A 20607-nucleotide genomic window follows, 5' to 3' on the forward strand; every position below is an offset into this window, starting at 1 on the left:
CCCTAATACCGCCTAACGGGCGATCTGCAGGATGGCCGCTTCCACCTGTCCGACGACGCTCGCGACGAGCGCAGCATCGTCCGCTTCGCCCATGACGCGAATGACCGGCTCCGTGCCGGAGGGGCGCACGACGAGGCGGCCCGCGGTGCCCAAGGTCGCTTGTGCATCGGCGATGGCCTGGATGACATGCTTGTCTTCGAGCGGCTTACCGGCCTTGAAGCGGACATTGCGCAGAAGCTGCGGCACCTTTTCGAAGCGGTGGCAGATTTCGGAGATTGGCTGTTCGATCTGCTTGAGCACGGCCATCAACTGCAGCGCCGCGATGAGCCCATCGCCCGTCGTCGTGAAGTCGGACAGAATGATATGGCCGGATTGTTCACCGCCAACGTTGAAGCCCTTGCTGCGCATGGCTTCGAGCACGTAGCGATCGCCGACCTGGGTGCGTTCGAGCGAAAGGCCGAGGCCCATCAGATAGCGCTCGAGACCCAGATTGCTCATGATGGTCGCAACGATGCCGCCACCAAGCAGCATTTCGCGCTGCAGCCAGCTTTGCGCGATCACGGCCATGAACTGGTCGCCATCGACCACATTGCCCTTTTCGTCGATGATGATGACACGGTCGGCGTCGCCATCGAGCGCAATGCCGATATCGGCGCGCACTTCCTTGACCTTGGCTGATACCGCCTCGGGGGCGGTCGAACCGACCTTGTGATTGATATTATAGCCATCCGGTTCGACGCCGATGGCGATGACCTCGGCGCCAAGCTCCCAAAGAGCGATCGGAGCGACCTTATAGGCGGCGCCATTGGCGCAATCGATAACGACGCGAAGACCCGAAAGATCGACGCCACGCGGCAGTGTGCGCTTGGCATATTCGATATAGCGGGTGCTGGCGGCTTCGTCGCGATGGGCGCGGCCAATTGCCATGCCATGAGCCAGAAGCTTGTTCATGTCCGTATCGATCAGCCGCTCGATTTCAGACTCGACTTCGTCACTGAGCTTGTAGCCATCGGGGCGGAAGAATTTGATGCCGTTGTCTTCGTATGGGTTATGCGAGGCAGAGATCATGACGCCGAGATCAGCGCGCAGCGAGCGCGTCAGCATGGCGACGGCTGGCGTCGGCATTGGGCCGAGGAAATAGACATCCATGCCCACGGCGGTGAAACCGGCGCCAAGGGCGCTTTCGAGCATATAGCCGGAACGGCGGGTATCCTTGCCGATGACGACGCGATTGCGATGGTCACCGCGCACGAACTTGGTGCCAGCAGCCATGCCGACTTTCATGGCTAGTTCCGGCGTCAGCTTGTCGCCGTTCGCCATGCCGCGAATACCGTCCGTGCCGAAATATTTCCGGGCCATATGCGTTCCCCGCCAATTGGTCTTTTGCGGTTGATACCACTTGTCTGGGAGTAGCCCAGCGAGCACCATAAGAAAAGGGCCACCCTCAGGTGGCCCTTTCAATTTTTGCCTCAGCTTTCCGGCTGGGGCTCCATGCCTGGCTCAGGCGGGGAGTCAGGGCGCTTCTTGCCCGACTTGCCGGCAGTCGGCACGCCGGTTGCCTTTGGCGTAGATGGACCATTGTCATCTGGACGCACCGGCTGCTTGCCATCCATCAGGGCGCGCAGTTCGTCGCCGGTCAGGGTTTCGAACTCGAGGAGAGCCTGTGCGATGGCTTCCCACTGATCGTTATAGGTGGTCAGGATATCGCGAGCGGAGGCTTCACCATCTTCGATAAGCTTGCGAACTTCTTCGTCGATCAGCTTGGCGGTCTCGTCCGACATATTGTTGGACTGGGTCACCGAGTGACCAAGGAAGACTTCCTGGTCGTTCGACTTGTACCGTACGCGACCAAGACGCTCGCTCATGCCCCATTCCATGACCATGGAGCGGGCAAGGCTGGTTGCCATCTGGATATCGCCCGATGCGCCCGAGGTGACCTTGGCCGGACCAAACTTGATGATCTCGGCTTCGCGACCACCGAAGAGCATGGTGAGGCGAGCAAGGGCCTTTTCACGGCTGAACGAATAGGTGTCGTTCTCCGGCAGGGTCATCACCATGCCCAGTGCGCGACCGCGTGGGATGATGGTGGCCTTATGGATCGGATCGATGCCGGCAACCTTAAGCGCGATGATGGCGTGGCCAGCTTCGTGATAGGCAGTCAGCTTCTTTTCGTCGTCGGTCATGGCCATGGTGCGGCGCTCGGCGCCCATCATGATCTTGTCCTTGGCGTCTTCGAATTCCTGATGGGTGACAAAACGCTTATTTTTGCGCGCGGCCATCAGAGCGGCTTCGTTGACGAGGTTCATCAGGTCTGCACCCGAAAAACCAGGCGTACCACGTGCCAGAACCTTCAAATCGACGTCTGGAGCCAGCGGCACCTTACGGACGTGGACCTTGAGGACTTTTTCGCGGCCCGACACGTCGGGGTTCGGCACGACGACCTGACGGTCGAAACGGCCCGGACGCAGCAGGGCAGGATCGAGAACGTCGGGACGGTTGGTCGCGGCTATCAGGATGATGCCTTCATTGGCTTCAAAGCCATCCATCTCGACAAGGAGCTGGTTGAGGGTTTGTTCGCGTTCGTCGTTACCGCCACCAAGACCGGCGCCACGCTGGCGACCGACGGCGTCGATTTCGTCGATGAAAATGATGCACGGGGCATTCTTCTTCGCCTGTTCGAACATGTCGCGGACGCGGCTGGCGCCCACACCGACGAACATTTCCACGAAGTCGGAACCCGAAATGGTGAAGAACGGCACATTGGCTTCGCCAGCAACCGAGCGGGCAAGCAGGGTCTTACCGGTACCCGGAGGGCCGACGAGCAGCACGCCGCGCGGGATCTTGCCGCCGAGACGCTGAAACTTGCCGGGATCACGAAGGAATTCGACGATTTCCTCGAGATCCTGCTTGGCTTCATCGACGCCAGCAACGTCCTCGAAGGTGATCTTGCCCTGCGTCTCCGTCAGCAATTTGGCGCGCGATTTGCCAAAGCCCATGGCGCCGCCACGACCACCGCCCTGCATCTGGCGTATGAAGAAGAACCACACGCCGATGATGACGATGAACGGGAGCCAGGACGACAAGAGGATCGACCAGAACGGGCTCGATTCCGGAGCGCGTGCCGTGATCGAGACATTTTCCGCTTCGAGGCGCGAAATAATATCGGCACCGGCAGGGATGACCGTTTCGAAACGGGTGCTGTCATTAAGCACGCCGGAAACGACATCGTCGGTGATCGTCACGCTCGACACGCGGCCGGCGGCGACATCGCTGATAAACTGGCTATAGGTCTTTTCGCCCACCGACATGGTGCGCGTAGACGACTGAAAGACCTGGAACAGGCCCATCAGCATAAAAAGTATGACTAGCCAGATGGCAAAGTTGCGGAAATTTCCGTTCATCAATCCTGTCCCGGGGGAGGCAGCGCGCGAAGCGGCAGCATTGGGCCGAATGTAAGGCCCCCATTGGGGCGTTACAAGGGCAAGACCTGCGGCCTACGCCCCTATACGTCCAGTCATATTGTCGCGACGAGGTTAACGGGGTGTGGCTTGCGCAGGTTCCGCTCGCAAAGTGCCAAAACAACTATTGGATCATAGGAGGCTTGGCACCCGCGCTTAGGCGGATCAGTCGGTGATTACCGTTACCTCGACGCGCTCGTCGAACGACCAGCCGCCGAGGGAGAGAACGGCGCCCTCCGCGTCACGGACGATGGGCGCGGTGCGAATGGCTTCGGCCGGGGTAGTCACCTTGAAGCCGAGCACTTCTTCGAGCCGATGACGGGGGAAGAAATCGGTGGCGGCAGCGGTGAGGCCGGTTTCGCTCGAGCGGTTGAAAATGGCGAAGCGATCGTCCCAGACCAAGGTTTCGCCCGGCGGGAGAAGAATATCGCTCGGGAGCGCCCTGCCCGGCTCGCGCGCGACGACGAGTTTTTCATCTTTCACCCGAATGACAGTGCCCAGAAGCGTCGTGCCCTTGGGTAGGGTGTCAGTCGCGATCTGGTCAAAGAGCCGCTCGACCTGGCCAAGGGCGCGCGGCTTTTGCCGGCCGCCGACGACAGTCAGGATGCGGCTCAAAACACGACGACCGGTGGCGGGGCCAAGCTGCGAGAGCGCGGCAAGGGGAAGCGTCGCGGCGCCAAAGCCATCGAAGCCAACGAGTTCGGCAAAGGCAGCATCGGCGAGATTGCTGAGGGCGGCGTCGGCCTCGGCCATGCGGGCGGCAAAGCGCGATAGAGAGGCGCCGTCGAGCCCTTCCTTGGCGAGGGCGGGAAGGAGCCGTCGCCAGCGGATGCGCTCGTAATCCTCGTCATCGTTGGATGGGTCGTGAACGGCCGTGAGACCCGCCTCGTCGACAATGGCGACAAGCGCAGCGGGTTCGACATCGAGAAGCGGACGAAAAACGCGGACGCCCTCGACTTCGGCGAGGCGCACCATGCCCTTGAGACCATCGAGGCCACTGCCATGGGCGAGGCGCATCAAAATGGTTTCGGCCTGATCGGCGCGGTGATGAGCCGTGACGAGGAGCGAGATTCCGTCCTCGGCCATGGCCTCGCCGATCAGCCGATAGCGCGCTTGCCGCGCGGCTTCCTGGATACCGGTTTCGGGATGCTCATCGGCCCATTTGAGGCCGCGAAAATTGAGGCCCAGGCGTTGAGCCTCTTCGCCGACCATGACGACTTCGTCGGCTGCTTCGGGCCGGAGACCATGATCGAGGCTGTAGACGACGAGCTTTGGCGGGGTAGCCAGCATGTCGGCCCAGCGCTTGACGAGCAGCATGAGCGCGAGGCTATCGGGGCCGCCGGACACTGCTAGCCCCACGCCAGCCTCGCTCGCGAGGGGCGAGAAGAGGCTGGTCAGGGTTGTGGGATCGGAAAGGTCCGGGGTCAGGCTGGCGGACATTCGGCCTTGGCTTTCTCCTCGGCGAGCCGCGTGACGAAAGCCGGGGTCAGATCGGTATAGCGCTTGTCGACCTCGGCAAAGGTGCGGCAGGCGGTTTCGCGCTCGCCGGCGCCGGAAAGGGCAACGCCGAGCTTGAGAAGGATGTCGCGAGCGCGCGGATTGTCCGGTTGCTTCTGGAAGGCATCGAGCAAGACCTCGGCGGCCTGATCGTAGGACCCTTCCTGTATCAGCGCTTCACCAAGCCAGTTGGAGGCCTCGGTGACCTGCGGATTATCGGGATAGAGCGAGACGAACTGGGTGAACTGATCAGCGGCAAAGGCATAGTCTTTGGAAGCCATGGCTTCATAGCCCGCCGCGAACTGCGCATCGGCGTCCGCGTCGCCCGTCGAAACGATGCTGGGATTATAGGTGAGATCGAGCGGTTGGCCGGTCGCAAGATCGACAGCGCCTGTCGCGCCGGTTCCCACCAGTGGATCGCCCGAATTGCCAAGATCATCCATCGGGGCGGCCGAGGAATCGTTGAAGGTCGGATCGAACTCGGCCTCACCCGGGAGAGGACGCACGCCCTGCTCGGGGATCTGCGTCAGTGGCACTGTCTCTTCACCGGTCGGCATAGCTGGCTCGATCTGGATCTGGGGCTGGGTTTGAGTCTGCGGCGACGCCTCGGGCGGCGTCACGCCACCAGGTTGGGTCGCCGCTTCAGTTTTTCCCCCAGCACCACCTTCCAATTGCTGGAAGCGGAATTCGTTATCTTCCTGCATGCGGTTGACGAGTTCCTGCATCTGGGTGAGCTGGAACGTCAGGCCTTCCACCTGGCCATTGAGCGAGCGGATCTGCTCTTCAAGCTGCTGGATACGCACCAAGACCTGCGCGGTATCGGCTTGGGCCACCAGCATGCGATCGGGCTGGGTATTGTTGTAGCTCAAGCCACCCAATTCTCCGGGCAGGATCGTCGTCTGCGCATTGGCCGGCGCATAAATCCCAAGGCCCATCGCCGCGGCGATTAATCCCGCGCGCGCTCTTCTGTTCAATGTTCCCAGCTTCAAGCCGTCTCTCCGTAACCGTCTTTGCCTAGCCTAAAGCGCGTCGCTATCGTTTCGATCAGCCTGTTGCGCCTTAGCTATCCGTTTCTGCGAAGTGCCGCTCCGAAGCCTAGGTCCGGGCTGACGCTTTCGTAGATGGGTATCATTGGCCTCTCGATAAAGGCCAATTTTGGTCAAAAGAAAACGCCCGGCCCACTTTCGTGGCGCCGGGCGCTCATTGCCTCCAGTTTTTCAGGACTGGATTGCTGTTTCTTACTGGACGACCGTCACGGCGCGGCGGTTCTGGCTCCAGCAGGAGATGTCGTTACAGATCGCAACCGGACGTTCCTTGCCGAAGGACTGGTTGGTGATGCGCTGACCATTCACGCCCTTGGAGACGAGATAGTTCACGACGACATTGGCGCGGCGAGCGCCGAGAGCGATGTTGTATTCGCGGGTACCGCGTTCGTCGGCATGGCCTTCGATCAGGATACGATAGTTCTGGTACTGGTTGAGCCAGGCGGCCTGCTTGTCGAGGGTGGACATGGCTTCCGATGTCAGCGAGCTGGAATCGGTTTCGAAGAAGACACGGTCACCAACGGTTACGATGAATTCCTGCTGGCTGCCGGGGGCACCGCCACCTGGGCCGAGATTGCCGGCGCCGGTGAGGCCCACGGCATCATTGGAACTGCGCGAACAGGCGGCGACGACGACGACGAAAAACAGCATCGCGGCAGCGCGCAACGCGGTCGAAATGGGTGCGGGAATGGCCACGGGTAGCTCCAGAAAAGGCAACAATCTTAAGGGCAGCATTTACCGCGCTTAATCTTAAAGCCGGGTTCGCTAAGATGGTTAATCTTTGCCTATCGCGGCGCGAATGTGGCGGAAATCCGGGCTTTTTCGTGGCGTTGCCAAATAGGCACAGCTGCACAGCGCAATCACGTTAAGGTTAAGTGGCAAGCATTTCAGCAGCTTAACGCCTAAGAAAAAGAGGCCGGCGCCAATGCGCACGGCCTCTTTGGAAACAAACGCAATGTCGTGTTTGCCTTTTAAGCGCGGAGACCCGACCATGATGGATCTGACGCGTAGGTATCGGTCGAAATCGTCTGGGGGTTGCGGCCCCAGATATCGACGCTCATCAGGCGCGGGCCGTCATTGCCGCCCGGATCCTGGAAGAACATGATGACGCGGCCATTGGGCGCCCAGGTTGGGCCTTCGGCATGGAAGCTCGAATAAAGCAGGCGTTCGCCCGAGCCATCGGGCGCCATGATGCCGATATGGAACTGGCCGCCGGACTGGCGGGTATAGGCGATGAGATCGCCCTTGGGGGACCAGACGGGGGTCGAATAGCTGCCCTGGCCAAAGCTGACGCGCTGCGCGTTACCGCCGCCAGCACCCATCATGTAGATCTGGGGCGAGCCACCTCGGTCGCTTTCAAAGACGATGCGGCTGCCATCGGGCGAGAAGGACGGGCCGGTATCGATGGCCGAGCCCGAGGTGAGCTGCGATGGCGCGCCGCCACCGGTCCCGACCGAATAGATATTGGTCGCGCCGGACTGTTCGACCGAGAACACCACGGTGCCGCCATCGGGCGAGAAGCGCGGCGCAAAGGTCATGGCGCCGACATTGGCGAGGCGCTGCTGCTGGCCCGAAGAGAGCTGCAGCAGATAGACCTGCGGATTGCCATCGGCAAAGTTCATATAGGTGACGAGATCGCCATTGGGCGCAAAGCGCGGCGTCAGCGCCATGGACGAGCCATCCGTCAGGTACTGCATATTGGCGCCGTCCTGATCCATGATCGCGAGGCGACGCGTGCGGTTGGCCTTGGGACCACTTTCGGCAACGTAGATGACGCGCGTATCGAAGTAGCCCGAACCGCCGGCGAGCTGCTCATAGATGGCGTCCGAGACGATATGACCAACGCGGCGGGCCGAATTGGGATCGGTATTATAGCTCTTGCCGACAACCTGTGCGGCTTGCCGGGTATCCCAGACACGGACGGAGGAAGAAATCTGTCCGCCGCGCTCGACCGAGCCCATGACGAGGGCATCAACATTGGCGGTGCGCCAGATGTTGAAATTGGGCGTGCCGTTGACATCACCCACCTGCACCGGCAGCGAAGCCGGATCAAGCGGGAGGAACAGGCCCGAACGGCGCAGATTGTTGCGCACGATATCGGCGATCTCACGCCCGAACGTCGGATCAGACGAGGCAAAATCGGGGATCGCGATTGGCAAGGGCTGGAAATTGGCGCCTTCCACGACGATGCGCAGCTGGGCCATGGCCATGGGGGAAGTTGCCAACAAGGCGCCACCGGCTAAGCCAAGCTTGAGGGCAGAACGACGGGTCACAAGCGTCATGATGAGGAATGTCTCCAATTTCGCCTTGGGCCGAATTGTGGCCAGCACCTAGGCAAATTCAAGGTCAGGGTCTGAGTTCAAGTTCTAGATTTTGCCATTGGCCAAAGGCGTCCGGCGACAAGTTAAAAGGTCCATCCTGGCTGGCTGCCACCACCGCACGCTGGGCGGCGCGCGCAATTTGCTGGCCCTGCGGCGACGGGTCGGAAGAGATGATCTGCGGAATACCGTTCAACGATCCATCGCGGTTGAGGTTCAACCGGACGACCACGGTCAGACCGCTGTTGAAATCGCTCGGCAGGAGGTTCCAGTATTTTTTTATGCGCGCCTGAACGCCAGATATTTCGGTCTGGCTGAGAGTCGCCGACGTGCCAGTGGTGTCGCCAAGCGTCGGCGAACCGCCCTGCCCGGTCGTGCCGCCGGTCGATGGCGCATTGTTGATGATGGCGCTGATGTCGTCGGCCAAGCTTGAATCAAGTGCGGTCGGGCCAGGCGGCGACGGCCGCGGAGCCTCGGCCTGCGCCTGGGACTGATTCTGCGCGGCCTGCGCTGCGGCCTGGCGCTGGCGCTCTTCTTCCTCGCGCTTCTTGCGCTCGGCTTCGGCGGCAGCGAATTGCTGGCGCAACTGGGCAAGATTGCTCGGACGCGCAGCCGGAGTCGGCGCAGCGACAGAAGGTGTTGTGGGCTCTGGCGTCGGGGCGGGTTCGGGCGTTGGCTCAGGTGTGGGCTCCGGCGTCGGAGCTGGTTCCGGGGTCGGCTCGGGCGTCGGTTCCGGCGCTGGGGTTGGCTCTGGCGTCGGCGCCGGTTGCGGCCGCGTCTGCGGAACAGGCGGCGTTGGTGTGGGCGGCGTTGGTGTCGGCTCCGGCGGCGGTTCAGGCGTTGGGGCGGGTTCCGGCGTTGGGGCTGGCTCGGGCTCAGGTGCCGGCTCCGGCGTCGGTTCGGGCTGCGGAGCAGGTTCCGGCGCGGGCGCGGTCTGCGTCACCGGACGTGGCGTCGGCACATCGGCAGGCGACGGGGTCGGCTGATCTTGTTCGGTATTGCCGGTGGGCTGAGCCAGCTCGGCAGGCTGATCGCTTTCCGCAATTGAAGGCGTATCGGTTTCGACGACGGTGCTATCGAGCTGGCCGCGGCGGATATTGTTAAAATCGTCGATTGGTACGAGATCGACCGCAATTGAAGGCTCGACAGGCGTCAGCGGCTCGGTCGATCCCAGATTGATCAGACCAAGCACGATCAGCAGCACGTGGGCTGAAACCGAAACAATGACGCCCATCCGCATCGGCATTGGCGGTCCTATTGCCCACGCTCGGTGACAAGACCGATCTTGGCATAGCCGGCAGCCGAGAGAAGCCCCATGACGCGCATCACGCTGCCATAATTGGCCGTGGTATCGCCGCGGAGGAAGATGCGGTCTTCGGGCGTGGCGAGGCCGGAAACGGTCGTGACGAGATCGGCTTCGGTGACCGGAGTTTCATCGACAAAGATCGCGCCCTCAGGCGTGACGGCGACCGTGACCGGCTGGGTCTGGCTCGGCATATCGGCTGCAGCCGATTGCGGCACGTCGACAGGCACGCCGGCCGTCATCATCGGCGCGGCGACCATGAAGATGATCAGCAGCACCAGCATCACGTCGACCATCGGCGTGATGTTGATTTCGCTCATCACCGCTTTCCGGCGACCGCGACGGCGGCGTCCGCCGCCCCCGCCTCCACCGCCTGATACACCCATGCCCATATCAGCGGCTCCGGGCTTCGAGCTGGCGGCTCAGGATAGTCGAGAACTCGTCGGCAAAGCCTTCGAGGCGGCCGATCATCTTGCCGGCATCGGCCGACAGCTTGTTATAGGCGATAACGGCGGGAATAGCGGCGACGAGGCCAATGGCGGTGGCAAAAAGCGCTTCGGCGATCGGGCCGGCGACAACCGCGAGATTGGTCGAGGACGAGGCCGCGATATTGGTGAAGGCGTTCATGATGCCCCAGACGGTGCCGAAGAGCCCGATGAAGGGACCGGCGGAGCCGACAGTGGCGAGGAAGCCCAAGCGCTTTTCCAGGAACTCGCTTTCGCGGGAAATGGCGACATCGAGCACCTTATCGAGGCGCTGCTGCATGCCGACAAAGCTCGCCGCGTTCTGCTCGTGGCTGCGCTTCCATTCCTTCATGGCGGCGACGAACACGGCGCCCATGCCACCCGAGGATTTTTCGGACTGCTGCTTGTAAAGTTCTTCGAGCGACTGGCCCGACCAGAACGTCTTTTCGAAATTGTTCATCTCGGAGGCGACGCGGCGATAGGCGATGGACTTGTCCACGATGATGGCCCAGCACCAGACGGAAGCGCCGAGCAGGCCGAGCATGACCGACTTGACGACGAAATCCGCCGCCCAGAACAGCCCCCAAATGGACAGGTCGGCATGCGGAGCGGCCGCTCCTACTGCATCCATGGCTTCCATGAAGTGATCCTTTTGGCCCGGCCCAAGTGCCCGACCCCATGCTGGGTGCGATGGGGGCGGAATCTGTCAAAATTAAGAGAAATGCTTTGCAAGCCGGGCCTTTCGGTCCGCATCACAACGCAATGGTCCCTTTGACTCGATTATGGTGACCAAGAGGTTAAAAAAGCGACTCCGCCGGTGGCATCGCGTCAGCTTTCGCCCATGAGCCGGGCGCGCAGGGATGCCGGCAAGCGTGCGGGGCCGCCGCTCATCTTGATAGAAACGACGGTCACACGCGCCGAAGTCAGCACGATTTGGTCACGGAGAAGTGTCTGTTCGAGCACAAGACGCACGCCCGTAGCGTCGGCAATGCGCGTTTCGACGGCGAGCAGATCATCGATGCGGGCGGCGGCGATGAAGTCGATTTCCATATGCCGCACGGCAAAGGCAAGGCCCTGCTCCATCAGCGCGCTGTGGTGAATGCCGAGATCGCGCAAGAATTCGGTGCGGCCGCGCTCGAAGAATTTGAGATAGGCGGCGTGATAGACGTTTCCCGAAAAATCGGTGTCTTCGTAATAGATGCGAATGGGAAAGCGATGCGGGGTCACGCGTCGCGCTCATCGTAGACGATGTGATCCAATTCGGTCGGTAGGTCTCTAAGGAAATCAGGGAGCCAACGGGGCAGAAGGTTGAACTTTTCGAGTTCATCTCCCTCTAGAGGCACCCAGTGAAACTGCAGATCGTGCCCTTCGTCCTGACGTTCGAGCCAGGGTGACGTACCGTTGGACCCCTGCCCCGGCAATGTGACGGCATAGAAAAAGCCGAGCTCGTGAAAATCCTCGCCCTCGCGGCGATAAAAACTTTCTGAAGTCGCGATCATCGGGCCCACTTCGGCCGGCATGGCGAGCTCTTCGGCAATTTCGCGGATGAGGCTGAGGCGGCTATCCTCGCCCAGTTCTACGCGTCCCCCGGGTAGCATGGCATAGTCATCGCTATCTTCGCGGCAGATCAAAACATGGCCTTCTGCGATAATGATGCCCGCAACGCGAAAATTGAAACGGCCTTCTTTCATGGGAAAGCTCAGGACATGGCGCGCGGTCACGCTGGACCTCCAAGTTCGATAAGGACGATTTCCGGCGGCGCATCGAAGCGCAGCGGCACGCCGGAATGGCCAAGGCCCCCGCCGACAACGAGGTGGCGACCGGTCTCGACAATATGGCCATGGAGGTAGCGGCGACCATATTTCGAGGGTACGACGGGCGCATAACCAAAGAACCGGATCTGGCCACGATGGACATGGCCCGAGAGGGTCAGGCTGACCCGATCTGGGACTTCGGGGAAAATGTCGGGCTCGTGGGCCATGAGGATGGCAGGCGCGTCATGGGTCATTTGCGACAGGGTGCGATCGAGATCGGCGAGCGATTGTCCGTCCTCGAATTCAGCGATCTGGTCGCCGAGGCCCAGGAGCCAAAAGGTTTTCTCGTTCCATTGCAGCGGAATAGCTTCGTTGATCAACGTCCTGATCCCCACCGCCTCGAGCGCGCCCATTGCCGCTGGAGCTGGCAGGGCGCGATGGCGCTTACGGGCGATGCGGGGATAGTCATGATTGCCGAGAACGGCAAAAGTGCCGAGCGACGATTTGAGCTTGGCCAAGACCGGCGCCCATTCGGAAGGCGGGAGATGGCGGCTGAAGCGCGGCCCCTCTTCGAAATCGCCGACCAGGAGGACGATGTCGGGTTGGAGGGAGTTGGTGTTTTTGACGATGGTTTGAAGTGCATCCAAGCCCGTCCATGGCTCGGCGATGTGAAAATCGCTGAGCATGGCGATGCGGAGCGGCAGGTCTTGCGGCCAATTCTGTGGCTTCGGGGCATAGTACCGGACAACGAGACCCGGCTCGCCGATCCAGCTATGGGCGCCGAAGGCGTGAAACAGGCGCCTCAGAAGCGTGACCATCAGGCCTCGCCCTCAGGTTCCTCGAAAAGACTTTGCTGCATGCCGACAAAACCCTGCGGCACCGATTTGCCGAGATGCTGGAAAGCGATGGCGGTCAGCATGCGGCCGCGCGGCGTGCGCTGGATGAACCCTTGCTGGAGAAGATAGGGCTCGACGATTTCCTCGATCGCATCACGCGGCTCGCTGAGAGCTGCGGCGATCGTCTCGATGCCGACGGGGCCGCCGCCATAAAAGTCGACAATGGTGTTGAGATAGCGCCGGTCCAATTGATCGAGGCCACGCGCATCGACATCGAGGCGCAACAGGGCTTTGTCGGCGAGCGTACTGTTGACCTCAGGTGCGCCTTCGACGAGCGCAAAATCGATGACGCGGCGCAGGAGGCGTCCGGCAATACGGGGCGTGCCGCGCGACCGGCGGGCGATTTCGAGCGCGCCATCAGCGGACATGGGCGTGCCCATCAGCCGGGCGCCACGGGTGACGATTTTGACCAGTTCCTGCGGCGTATAGAAATTGAGCCGGACGGGAATGCCGAAACGATCGCGCAGCGGCGTGGTCAGAAGTCCGGCGCGGGTCGTGGCGCCGACCAGGGTGAACTTGGCGAGATCTATACGTACCGAACGCGCGGCTGGGCCTTCGCCGATAATGAGATCGAGCTGGAAATCTTCCATCGCGGGATAGAGGACTTCTTCGATTGCCGGATTGAGGCGATGGATCTCGTCGATGAAAAGAACGTCGCGCTCTTCGAGATTGGTCAGGAGCGCAGCGAGATCTCCAGCCTTGGCAATGACCGGGCCGGAGGTAGCGCGAAAACCGACGCCCAATTCCTTGGCGATAATCTGTGCAAGCGTCGTCTTGCCCAGACCTGGAGGGCCGACAAAAAGCACATGATCGAGCGCCGCACCGCGTTTCTTCGCCGCCTCGATAAACACTTCAAGATTGGCTCGCGCATCGGCCTGACCGACAAAATCGGAAAAGCCGGACGGGCGCAGGGCGACATCCAGCGAACCATCGCGCTCGGCAGCGGGAGACGTAAGATCGGTCACGCGAGAAGTTCCATTCCGGGTATGCGCTTGGCGGCGTCTTGGTCGAAGGTCACTATCTGCGTGCAGTCGCGCTGCAGGGCGATTGTGGCGATGATGGCATCGGCAATATCTGCTCCAGTTCGCTCAGCGAGATACAACGCGGTCTTGATCGCGTCTTCTTCCTCGATTGCCAAATTTGCACTCATGAACAATCTGTCCAAAGCCTGGCGGACAGCCTCCAGCGGATATTTATAGCGCGACATGAGCAACCAGATGAGTTCGAGAATGACTTCGCGCCCTACGAAAATTGGATCTTCGGCTGTGTGGCGACGAATGAATTGTACCGCCAGATCCGCTTCCGCCTTGTCGTCACCGACCAAGAGGCGGGCCAAGACATTCGTATCGAGGGCAATCACCGCTTCGTGGCCCGTTCGAACCGCTCCACAACGGCTTCACCGATTGCATCGTCCATCTCTTCAACAGTCAGACGCACGCCGCTCGGCGGCGGTCCAAGAAAACCCGCGAGATCGGCGGCATTGAGAGTTTTGGCCACCACGCGAATTGCGCCATCCTCCAAAATCCAGGTTAGAGGCGTGCCGTCCTTGATGCCAACGGCATCGCGGAGCGATTTGGGGATTGTCGTCTGACCTTTGCTGGTTGCCACAGACCGGCCCACCAACCTCTGCTGAACGCCCATCTGGATGCTCCAAATTCCTTACAATTCAAAAATAGTAAGGAATTGCGTCTCGAACAAGGATCACTGGCTCAGTTCTCGCAAACCCAACCGGATCAGCTTCTCGGTCGCCGCGTCCTCGCCTTCCTTCGCTACCACGCGGGCGAGCGCGGCAGACGCTTGGGCGCTGGAATAGCCGAGATTGGTCAGAGCGGAGACGGCGTCGGCAACATTGGATTTGGCCACGCCTTCGCCGAGCGCAGTCTGGAGACCGAGCGTGCCCGCATCGATGCCGCCGAGAGCGGGGACCTTGCCCTTGAGCTCGGTTACGATACGCACGGCGAGCTTAGGCCCGACACCATTGGCGCGACCGACCAGGGCCTTATCCTGCAAAGCAATGGCGCTCGAGAGTTCTGATGGCGACAGCACCGAGAGGATGGCGAGCGCGACGCGGGCGCCGACGCCCTGCACTGTGGTGAGCAGCAGAAACCAAGATTTTTCCGCTTCCGAAGCGAAGCCGAAAAGCCGGATCAGGTCTTCGCGGAGGATGGTCTCGATGAAGACCACGGCAGATTCACCGACGCGCGGCAGAGATTGCAGCGTGCGCATCGAGCAGTGCACTTCGTAGCAGACGCCACCGCAATCAATAAGAACCCAGTCGTCGCCAAAGCTGTCAACGAGCCCCTTGAGCTTGCCGATCATAAAAGAGCTCCCATGCGGCGGGCCGACACCCGGTGATGTGCGTGGCAAATGGCGACGGCGAGCGCGTCGGCTGCGTCAGCGCCCTTAAACTGCGCCGTCGGCAGCAAGGTCCGCACCATCAGCTCCACCTGCTTCTTATCGGCATGGCCTGTGCCAACTACCGATTTCTTGACAAGGTTGGTGGCATATTCGGCAACATAGAGCCCGCTTTGCGCCGGCGTCACCAAAGCCACACCGCGCGCCTGACCAAGGATCAGCGCCGAGCGCGGGCCTGCATTGACGAAGGTTTCTTCGACGGCGGCTTCGATCGGGTCAAACTGAACAAGGACTTCCTTCAACCCTGCAGCCAGCAGGGCAAGCCGGTCCGCGAGCATGCCGTCGATCGGCGGGGTGACCGTTCCTGCCGCAACAAAGCTCAGGCGATTATCGAGCGCATCGACAATGCCCCAGCCACAGCGCCGGAGGCCTGGATCGATGCCGATGATTCGCACGGATTTGCTCATGGATGCCCTTCTAGCAGTTTCGTGCACCCTACCAAGGCCAAAGTGAACAAAACAGAAACTGCCACCGCATCAATCAGGTGGATAGTTCAAAATTTACCCAAACACGAAACGGGGAATTCACAAACCGAGCCTTAGGTTGTTCGCGGGACGCAGAGGCGATTTGTGCATGATGACGGGGCTGGTGACCACGCTGCCAAGGCAAGCGTGGCTGAGGATTTTCCGGAAGACGTTTCTCATTCTGGGCATATCGATCGCGGCGTCCGTCGTCACGACCGTCGTGTTCATGGGCACGTTTTCGGCCGGCGTGAACATGCCGGGTCTCCTCATTGCCATCATCGTGCCCATCTGCATCGGCGGTCCGATGACGTTCATCTTTGCGCTCGGCGGCGAAAAGCTGCGTTTTGCCAATGACCAGTTGATGCGCCTTGCGAGCGTCGATGGGCTGACGGGACTTTTCAATCGCCGGGCTTTCACCCTCAAGGTCGAACGGCAATGCGGGTCATCGAAGGGCGCCGGTACACTGCTGGTGCTCGATGTCGATCATTTCAAATCCATCAACGACCGCTTTGGCCATGACAAGGGCGACGAGGCGCTGATCGAGATTGCTGGAGTGCTCGCTACGGCAACGGGCAGCGATGGTATTGCAGGGCGGCTCGGCGGCGAAGAGTTCGGGGTCTATCTGCCACGAATGGGGCTCGATGCAGCAGCTGTCGTTGCCGGACGCATCCGCGCAGCCATGGCCGATATCGTCTTCATGCCCGATGGCACGCCCTGTCCGATTTCGGTCAGCATCGGCGGCAGCAGCCACGCCAAATCCACGAGCTTTCGCGACCTCTATCGCGAAGCCGACCAGTTTCTCTACCAAGCCAAACAGTGGGGACGCGATCGCGTCGCCCTGCCGCAAGCTGCCTGACTAACGCCGCCCCTCCTCTCTTTCGAGTAAAAGGTTGCCAGCATGTTGTCACCGCGCACGGTCCATTCCATGCATAGCTGGTCGAGCATCGCCAAGTGGACGATCTTCGGCCCGCTGGCCTGCGTTATCGTCTCGGTGACCTATAATGCCGTGGTGTTTTCCAACATGGGCGACGAAGCGCTACGGCGCGGCATAACGGCGGGCATCGTTTTGCCCATCATGCTGGGCGTGCCGCTTTTCCTTTATCTCTCGCTTCGCTTGCGAACACTGGCCGTCATCAACCGGCGGCTGGGCCTTGTTGCCCGCACCGATAGCCTGACCTCTTGCCTCAATCGGGGGGCTTTCACTGCCAAGGTCGAAACCCAGCTTCTCGAAGCCGAAGGTCCTCTAGCTGGCGCCCTGCTCATCATCGACGCCGATAATTTCAAGGCGATCAACGACCTCCACGGTCATGACGCGGGCGATGAAGCCCTGGCCATTCTCTCGCGCGCTATCCGTTCGGTGCTTAAGCCTGGCGATCTCATTGGCCGCATGGGCGGGGAGGAATTCGGCGTCTATCTCCCCGGCCTTGATCAAAAGGAAACCGAGAGCATGGCCGAGCGCATCCGGCGCGGCGTGCAACTCGCTCACTTTGCGCCGCGCGGCAAGCCGCATGTGTTGACGGTCAGCATCGGCGGAGCGGTGTTCGCCGGTGCCGCGAGTTTCACCGATCTTTTCCGCATTGCCGACCAGCGGCTCTATGGCGCCAAGCATTCCGGCCGCAATCGCGCCGTCGTCATGCACGCCTATGACAGCCCGCCAATCGATCTCAGGCAGTCGGCCTGACGCCTTTTAGCCAGTCAGCAATTTGTGTTGCCGCTTCGGCTGGATCGAGGGTGGTGACATCGAGCGCCAAAAAAAGCTCGACGTCACTGCCAAGAAGCGGCTTGGCCTCGCTCTGATTACGCCGCGCCATTTCAGCATCGCGCGGTTTGCGCTTGGCGCCGCGACCATCGGACTGGATGCGGCGGATGTTTTCGTCGAGCGTGCAACTGAGATTCACCATGCAGAATGGTGGCCGTTCGCGACCGAGCGCGAGAAGCCGCTCCCATTCGGCATCGCCCCACTCGCTGCGACCGGCCAGAACGGTCGTCATCACTACGGGCACATTGGCAGGCAGCTTCCGGACGAGACCGTATGCAATGGCTTCCACGTCTTCGACCGCCTTGATGAATTCGGGTGATTTGAATTCGGTAAGGGCAAAAGCGACATTGTAGATCGTGTGGATGTCGAGCAGCCGCGCGCCGATCAGCGGCGCCAGTTCCTGGGCAATTGTGAACTTGCCGACGCCGGGATAGCCGTTGAGCATGACGATCATCTGCTTGTCCTCCATGGGAAAGATGGCAGAGCATCGGGCTCGGGCAAAGCAAAAAGGCCCGGGACATACCCGGACCTTTTTAAGTCATCCGCTTCCAACCGAAGATCACTCGGCCAGCTTGGCCGCGTCTTCGTCGCTCATGTCGAAGTTCGAATAGACGTTCTGGACGTCGTCATCTTCTTCGAGCGTGGCGATCAGCTTCATCAGCGTCGCGCCCTTGTCGGCGTCGATCGGCGTCTGGTTCTGCGGGCGCCAGATGGCTTTCACCGATTCAGCTTCGCCCAGCACCTTTTCGAGTGCGGCGGCGACTTCGGCCATAGTCTCAAAGCTCGTATAGACGTAGTGGCCTTCTTCGTCGCTCTCGACATCGTCGGCGCCGGCCTCGATGGCGGCTTCCATGACCTTGTCTTCCGAGCCGACCGTTGCCGGATAGGTGATTTCGCCGACGCGATCGAACATGAAGCCGACCGAACCGGTTTCACCGAGGGCGCCACCGTTCTTGGAGAAGTACGAGCGCACGTTCGAGGCGGTGCGATTGCGATTGTCGGTCAGCGCCTCGACGATAACGGCGACGCCACCGGGGCCGTAACCCTCGTAGCGGATTTCATCATAGTTCTCGCCATCGCTGCCCATGGCCTTCTTGATGGCGCGATCGATATTGTCTTTGGGCATGGACTGCGAGCGGGCATTGGTCACAGCCAGACGCAGGCGGGCGTTAAATGCCGGGTCGGGCATGCCCATCTTTGCCGCCACGGTGATTTCACGGGCGAGCTTGGAAAAGACCTTCGACCGCACCGCGTCGGACTTGCCCTTGCGGTGCATGATGTTCTTGGCGTGTGAATGGCCTGCCATTCTCGCACTCCGATTTTTTGTGAGTTTTGTTTTGGTGGCGCCTTATAGGCAAAGGCAGATCAATTGTGAAGCGGGACGCGCGGTTCTAGTCTTCGGTCGGACGCACGAAGATCTGGGCCTTCTTACCCCGGAGTCGGGTTGCGATATCGGTCGCGATGGCCATCGTATCGAGCCCCGAAATCTGCATGACGCGCATATCGAGCGGCGTCTGGATGACGGGCGATGTGACCACGTCATCATCGACGAGGACATCAACGCGCCTGCCGACATTCTCGCGCGAAAACTCAGCGAAGGTCGCACGCCCGTCGTCGGAGAGCGTAATCTCGACAACCGGCGTTCCGGTCATCGGATCGACGATGGGTCGCGCCGACATCACCTCGAGGGGCAACAGTTCGGCGGCGACGGCGCCAGCCACGAAAATCGTCGTTGCGAGAAGAGACACGATCGCTTTGAGCATAAACACCTCAGAATTCTGGTTCTGTCTGCGCTAGCACGCCGCCAATCCTAAGCGGCGCCACCTTCACGGCAAGACCCGTGCGCGGATCGGTTTCGACGGCAACACCACAGAGGGTCGCTTCCCCCTCTGCCGGAACGAAACGGCCATTGGGAATACCGGTGAGGAAGCGATTGAGCGGCTCCTCGGTTTCGGTGCCGATGATGGAATCGAAATCGCCGCACATACCGGCATCGGCCATGAATGCGGTACCGCCCTTGAGGACGCGATGGTCAGCGGTCGGAAGATGCGTGTGCGTCCCAACGACAAGACTGACGCGGCCATCGAGGAAATGGCCCATGGCCTGGATTTCCGAGGTCGCTTCGGTGTGGAAGTCGACGATGATGGCATCGGCCACCTGACCTAAAGGTGCATCGGCAACGGCGGCATCCACGGCGCGGAACGGATCATCGATGGGCTGCATGAAGACGCGGCCAAGCGCATTTATAACGAGCACGCGATGGCCCTTGCGACTCTCGACCAGCATCGCGCCACGGCCCGGCGTGCCCGGCGCGTAGTTGATGGGGCGGATTAGGGTCGGCTCGCGCTCGATATAACTCAGGGCCTCGCGCTGGTCGAAAGCATGATCGCCGAGGGTGATGATATCCGCCCCGGCATCGCGCAGGGCATGAAAGTGGGATTCGATGAGGCCCTTGCCATGGCTGGCGTTCTCGCCGTTGATGACGACGAAATCAAAACCATGACGGGCGATGAGACCGGGAAGACGTTCCGCAATGGCATCGCGCCCGGCGCGGCCCACCACATCGCCCAAAAACAGAAACTTCATGCATTTGCCTCGAAAAACTGAACGCCCTCTTCGGTGATTACCGCATCGAGCGGCACGTCATGGGGCTCCCGGGGGATGGCCTCGAGCCTTTGAGCGGCAAAGGCGAGACCGATGAGCATCGGCTTTTTGGTGAGCGAAGCGAGTGTCCGATCATAATATCCGCCGCCATAGCCGAGGCGTGTGCCCGTGGCATCGAAGCCGAGAAGGGGCATGAGAATAAGATCGGGCGCGCGACGCGGCGCGGAATCGGCTGGAGCCAAAGTGCCAAAACCCGCTTCGTAAAGCGGCGCATCGGGGGCCCAGACGCGCAATTCCAAGGGTTCGTTCGCGCCGGTGACGACAGGCAAAAGCACCGTTTGTCCGCAATCCATCAGCTTGACGAGAATGGGTTGGCAGTCGGCCTCGTCGCGGATGCGCCAATAGCCGGCAATCGCATCTTCAGGCGCAAAGGCGACCTTATCGAAGAAATGGAAGGCGATCGATTTCGAGGCTTGGGCGCGGAAATCATCGGACAGTGCTTCGCGGCGGGCATGAGCGGCGATACGCAGGCCCGCCTTTTCAGCCTCGATCCCGTCACTCCCCATGCGTGCTGCAGCTCCGGTCTCGTCTTCAGCTTTTTGATCCGAAGCGGGGACCACTTCTGCAGACAT

General features: G+C 61.0%; 24 protein-coding genes. 2 read left to right on the forward strand and 22 right to left on the reverse strand.

What is annotated here, in order from left to right; genetic code table 11:
• Positions 1-12: 12 nt before the first annotated feature.
• From glmM to ruvC, 17 genes are all read right to left on the reverse strand, one after another.
• Complete coding sequence (gene glmM / locus ASG47_RS12250; RefSeq protein ID WP_061909382.1) at positions 13-1359, reverse strand: phosphoglucosamine mutase; 1347 nt, start codon at positions 1357-1359, stop codon at positions 13-15.
• A 110-nt stretch (positions 1360-1469) separates the two neighbouring features.
• Positions 1470-3401 carry an ATP-dependent zinc metalloprotease FtsH gene (ftsH, locus tag ASG47_RS12255; protein ID WP_061909384.1) on the reverse strand — a complete coding sequence of 644 codons (1932 nt, stop codon included), beginning with the start codon at positions 3399-3401 and terminating at the stop codon, positions 1470-1472.
• Between the two features lie 222 nt (positions 3402-3623).
• On the reverse strand, positions 3624-4898 hold the full coding sequence (gene tilS, locus ASG47_RS12260) for a tRNA lysidine(34) synthetase TilS (protein ID WP_061909386.1): 1275 nt from the start codon (positions 4896-4898) through the stop codon (positions 3624-3626).
• Positions 4883-5944, reverse strand: coding sequence for a tol-pal system protein YbgF (ybgF, locus tag ASG47_RS12265; protein WP_156464085.1), 1062 nt, complete (start codon positions 5942-5944; stop codon positions 4883-4885). The genes tilS and ybgF overlap by 16 nt, the downstream gene beginning before the upstream one ends.
• A gap of 249 nt (positions 5945-6193) precedes the next feature.
• Positions 6194-6694, reverse strand: coding sequence for a peptidoglycan-associated lipoprotein Pal (gene pal / locus ASG47_RS12270; protein WP_061909390.1), 501 nt, complete (start codon positions 6692-6694; stop codon positions 6194-6196).
• A gap of 275 nt (positions 6695-6969) precedes the next feature.
• Positions 6970-8280: a Tol-Pal system beta propeller repeat protein TolB gene (gene tolB, locus ASG47_RS12275; protein ID WP_061909787.1), complete on the reverse strand. Its 1311-nt coding sequence runs from the start codon at positions 8278-8280 to the stop codon at positions 6970-6972.
• A gap of 64 nt (positions 8281-8344) precedes the next feature.
• Positions 8345-9562 carry a hypothetical protein gene (locus ASG47_RS20940; protein WP_061909392.1) on the reverse strand — a complete coding sequence of 406 codons (1218 nt, stop codon included), beginning with the start codon at positions 9560-9562 and terminating at the stop codon, positions 8345-8347.
• A gap of 8 nt (positions 9563-9570) precedes the next feature.
• Positions 9571-10011, reverse strand: a complete 441-nt coding sequence (locus ASG47_RS12285; RefSeq protein WP_061909394.1) for an ExbD/TolR family protein — start codon at positions 10009-10011, stop codon at positions 9571-9573.
• Between the two features lies 1 nt (position 10012).
• Complete coding sequence (tolQ, locus tag ASG47_RS12290; protein WP_061909789.1) at positions 10013-10714, reverse strand: protein TolQ; 702 nt, start codon at positions 10712-10714, stop codon at positions 10013-10015.
• Between the two features lie 197 nt (positions 10715-10911).
• Positions 10912-11310, reverse strand: coding sequence for a tol-pal system-associated acyl-CoA thioesterase (ybgC, locus tag ASG47_RS12295; protein WP_061909396.1), 399 nt, complete (start codon positions 11308-11310; stop codon positions 10912-10914).
• Positions 11307-11804, reverse strand: a complete 498-nt coding sequence (locus ASG47_RS12300; protein WP_061909398.1) for an NUDIX hydrolase — start codon at positions 11802-11804, stop codon at positions 11307-11309. The genes ybgC and ASG47_RS12300 overlap by 4 nt, the downstream gene beginning before the upstream one ends.
• Positions 11801-12655 (reverse strand): metallophosphoesterase, encoded by an 855-nt coding sequence (locus ASG47_RS12305; protein ID WP_061909400.1) that lies wholly within the window; start codon positions 12653-12655, stop codon positions 11801-11803. Before ASG47_RS12305 ends, ASG47_RS12300 begins: the two co-directional genes overlap by 4 nt.
• Positions 12655-13698, reverse strand: coding sequence for a Holliday junction branch migration DNA helicase RuvB (ruvB, locus tag ASG47_RS12310; protein WP_061909402.1), 1044 nt, complete (start codon positions 13696-13698; stop codon positions 12655-12657). Before ruvB ends, ASG47_RS12305 begins: the two co-directional genes overlap by 1 nt.
• The gene (locus tag ASG47_RS12315; RefSeq protein WP_061909404.1) at positions 13695-14093 is read right to left on the reverse strand and encodes a PIN domain-containing protein; all 399 of its coding nucleotides are present in this window, start codon (positions 14091-14093) and stop codon (positions 13695-13697) included. The genes ruvB and ASG47_RS12315 overlap by 4 nt, the downstream gene beginning before the upstream one ends.
• Positions 14090-14341, reverse strand: a complete 252-nt coding sequence (locus ASG47_RS12320; RefSeq protein ID WP_162243256.1) for an AbrB/MazE/SpoVT family DNA-binding domain-containing protein — start codon at positions 14339-14341, stop codon at positions 14090-14092. Before ASG47_RS12320 ends, ASG47_RS12315 begins: the two co-directional genes overlap by 4 nt.
• Positions 14342-14434: 93 nt before the next feature.
• Complete coding sequence (ruvA, locus tag ASG47_RS12325; RefSeq protein WP_061909408.1) at positions 14435-15052, reverse strand: Holliday junction branch migration protein RuvA; 618 nt, start codon at positions 15050-15052, stop codon at positions 14435-14437.
• Positions 15049-15555, reverse strand: coding sequence for a crossover junction endodeoxyribonuclease RuvC (ruvC, locus tag ASG47_RS12330; protein WP_061909410.1), 507 nt, complete (start codon positions 15553-15555; stop codon positions 15049-15051). The genes ruvA and ruvC overlap by 4 nt, the downstream gene beginning before the upstream one ends.
• A 166-nt stretch (positions 15556-15721) precedes the next feature.
• Here ruvC and ASG47_RS12335 point away from each other — a divergent pair, with 166 nt between their 5' ends.
• Both ASG47_RS12335 and ASG47_RS12340 read left to right on the forward strand, forming a co-directional pair.
• A complete protein-coding gene (locus ASG47_RS12335; RefSeq protein WP_061909411.1) occupies positions 15722-16468 on the forward strand; it encodes a GGDEF domain-containing protein in 747 nt (248 codons plus the stop codon).
• A gap of 42 nt (positions 16469-16510) precedes the next feature.
• Entirely contained in the window at positions 16511-17293 is a 783-nt protein-coding gene (locus ASG47_RS12340; protein WP_061909413.1) for a GGDEF domain-containing protein, read from the forward strand.
• On the opposite strand, the gene ASG47_RS12345 is transcribed toward ASG47_RS12340, so the two are convergent.
• The 5 genes from ASG47_RS12345 to ASG47_RS12365 form a co-directional block, all read right to left on the reverse strand.
• The gene (locus tag ASG47_RS12345; RefSeq protein ID WP_061909415.1) at positions 17277-17825 is read right to left on the reverse strand and encodes an AAA family ATPase; all 549 of its coding nucleotides are present in this window, start codon (positions 17823-17825) and stop codon (positions 17277-17279) included. The genes ASG47_RS12340 and ASG47_RS12345 overlap by 17 nt on opposite strands.
• Positions 17826-17930: 105 nt before the next feature.
• On the reverse strand, positions 17931-18677 hold the full coding sequence (locus ASG47_RS12350; RefSeq protein WP_061909418.1) for a YebC/PmpR family DNA-binding transcriptional regulator: 747 nt from the start codon (positions 18675-18677) through the stop codon (positions 17931-17933).
• An 85-nt stretch (positions 18678-18762) separates the two neighbouring features.
• Complete coding sequence (locus ASG47_RS12355; protein ID WP_156464086.1) at positions 18763-19134, reverse strand: SecDF P1 head subdomain-containing protein; 372 nt, start codon at positions 19132-19134, stop codon at positions 18763-18765.
• A gap of 7 nt (positions 19135-19141) precedes the next feature.
• Entirely contained in the window at positions 19142-19957 is an 816-nt protein-coding gene (locus ASG47_RS12360; protein ID WP_061909421.1) for a TIGR00282 family metallophosphoesterase, read from the reverse strand.
• Entirely contained in the window at positions 19954-20607 is a 654-nt protein-coding gene (locus tag ASG47_RS12365) for a 5-formyltetrahydrofolate cyclo-ligase (RefSeq protein WP_082511722.1), read from the reverse strand. The genes ASG47_RS12360 and ASG47_RS12365 overlap by 4 nt, the downstream gene beginning before the upstream one ends.

The organism is Devosia sp. Leaf420, assembly GCF_001425445.1.
In the GTDB taxonomy this organism is placed as follows: domain Bacteria; phylum Pseudomonadota; class Alphaproteobacteria; order Rhizobiales; family Devosiaceae; genus Devosia.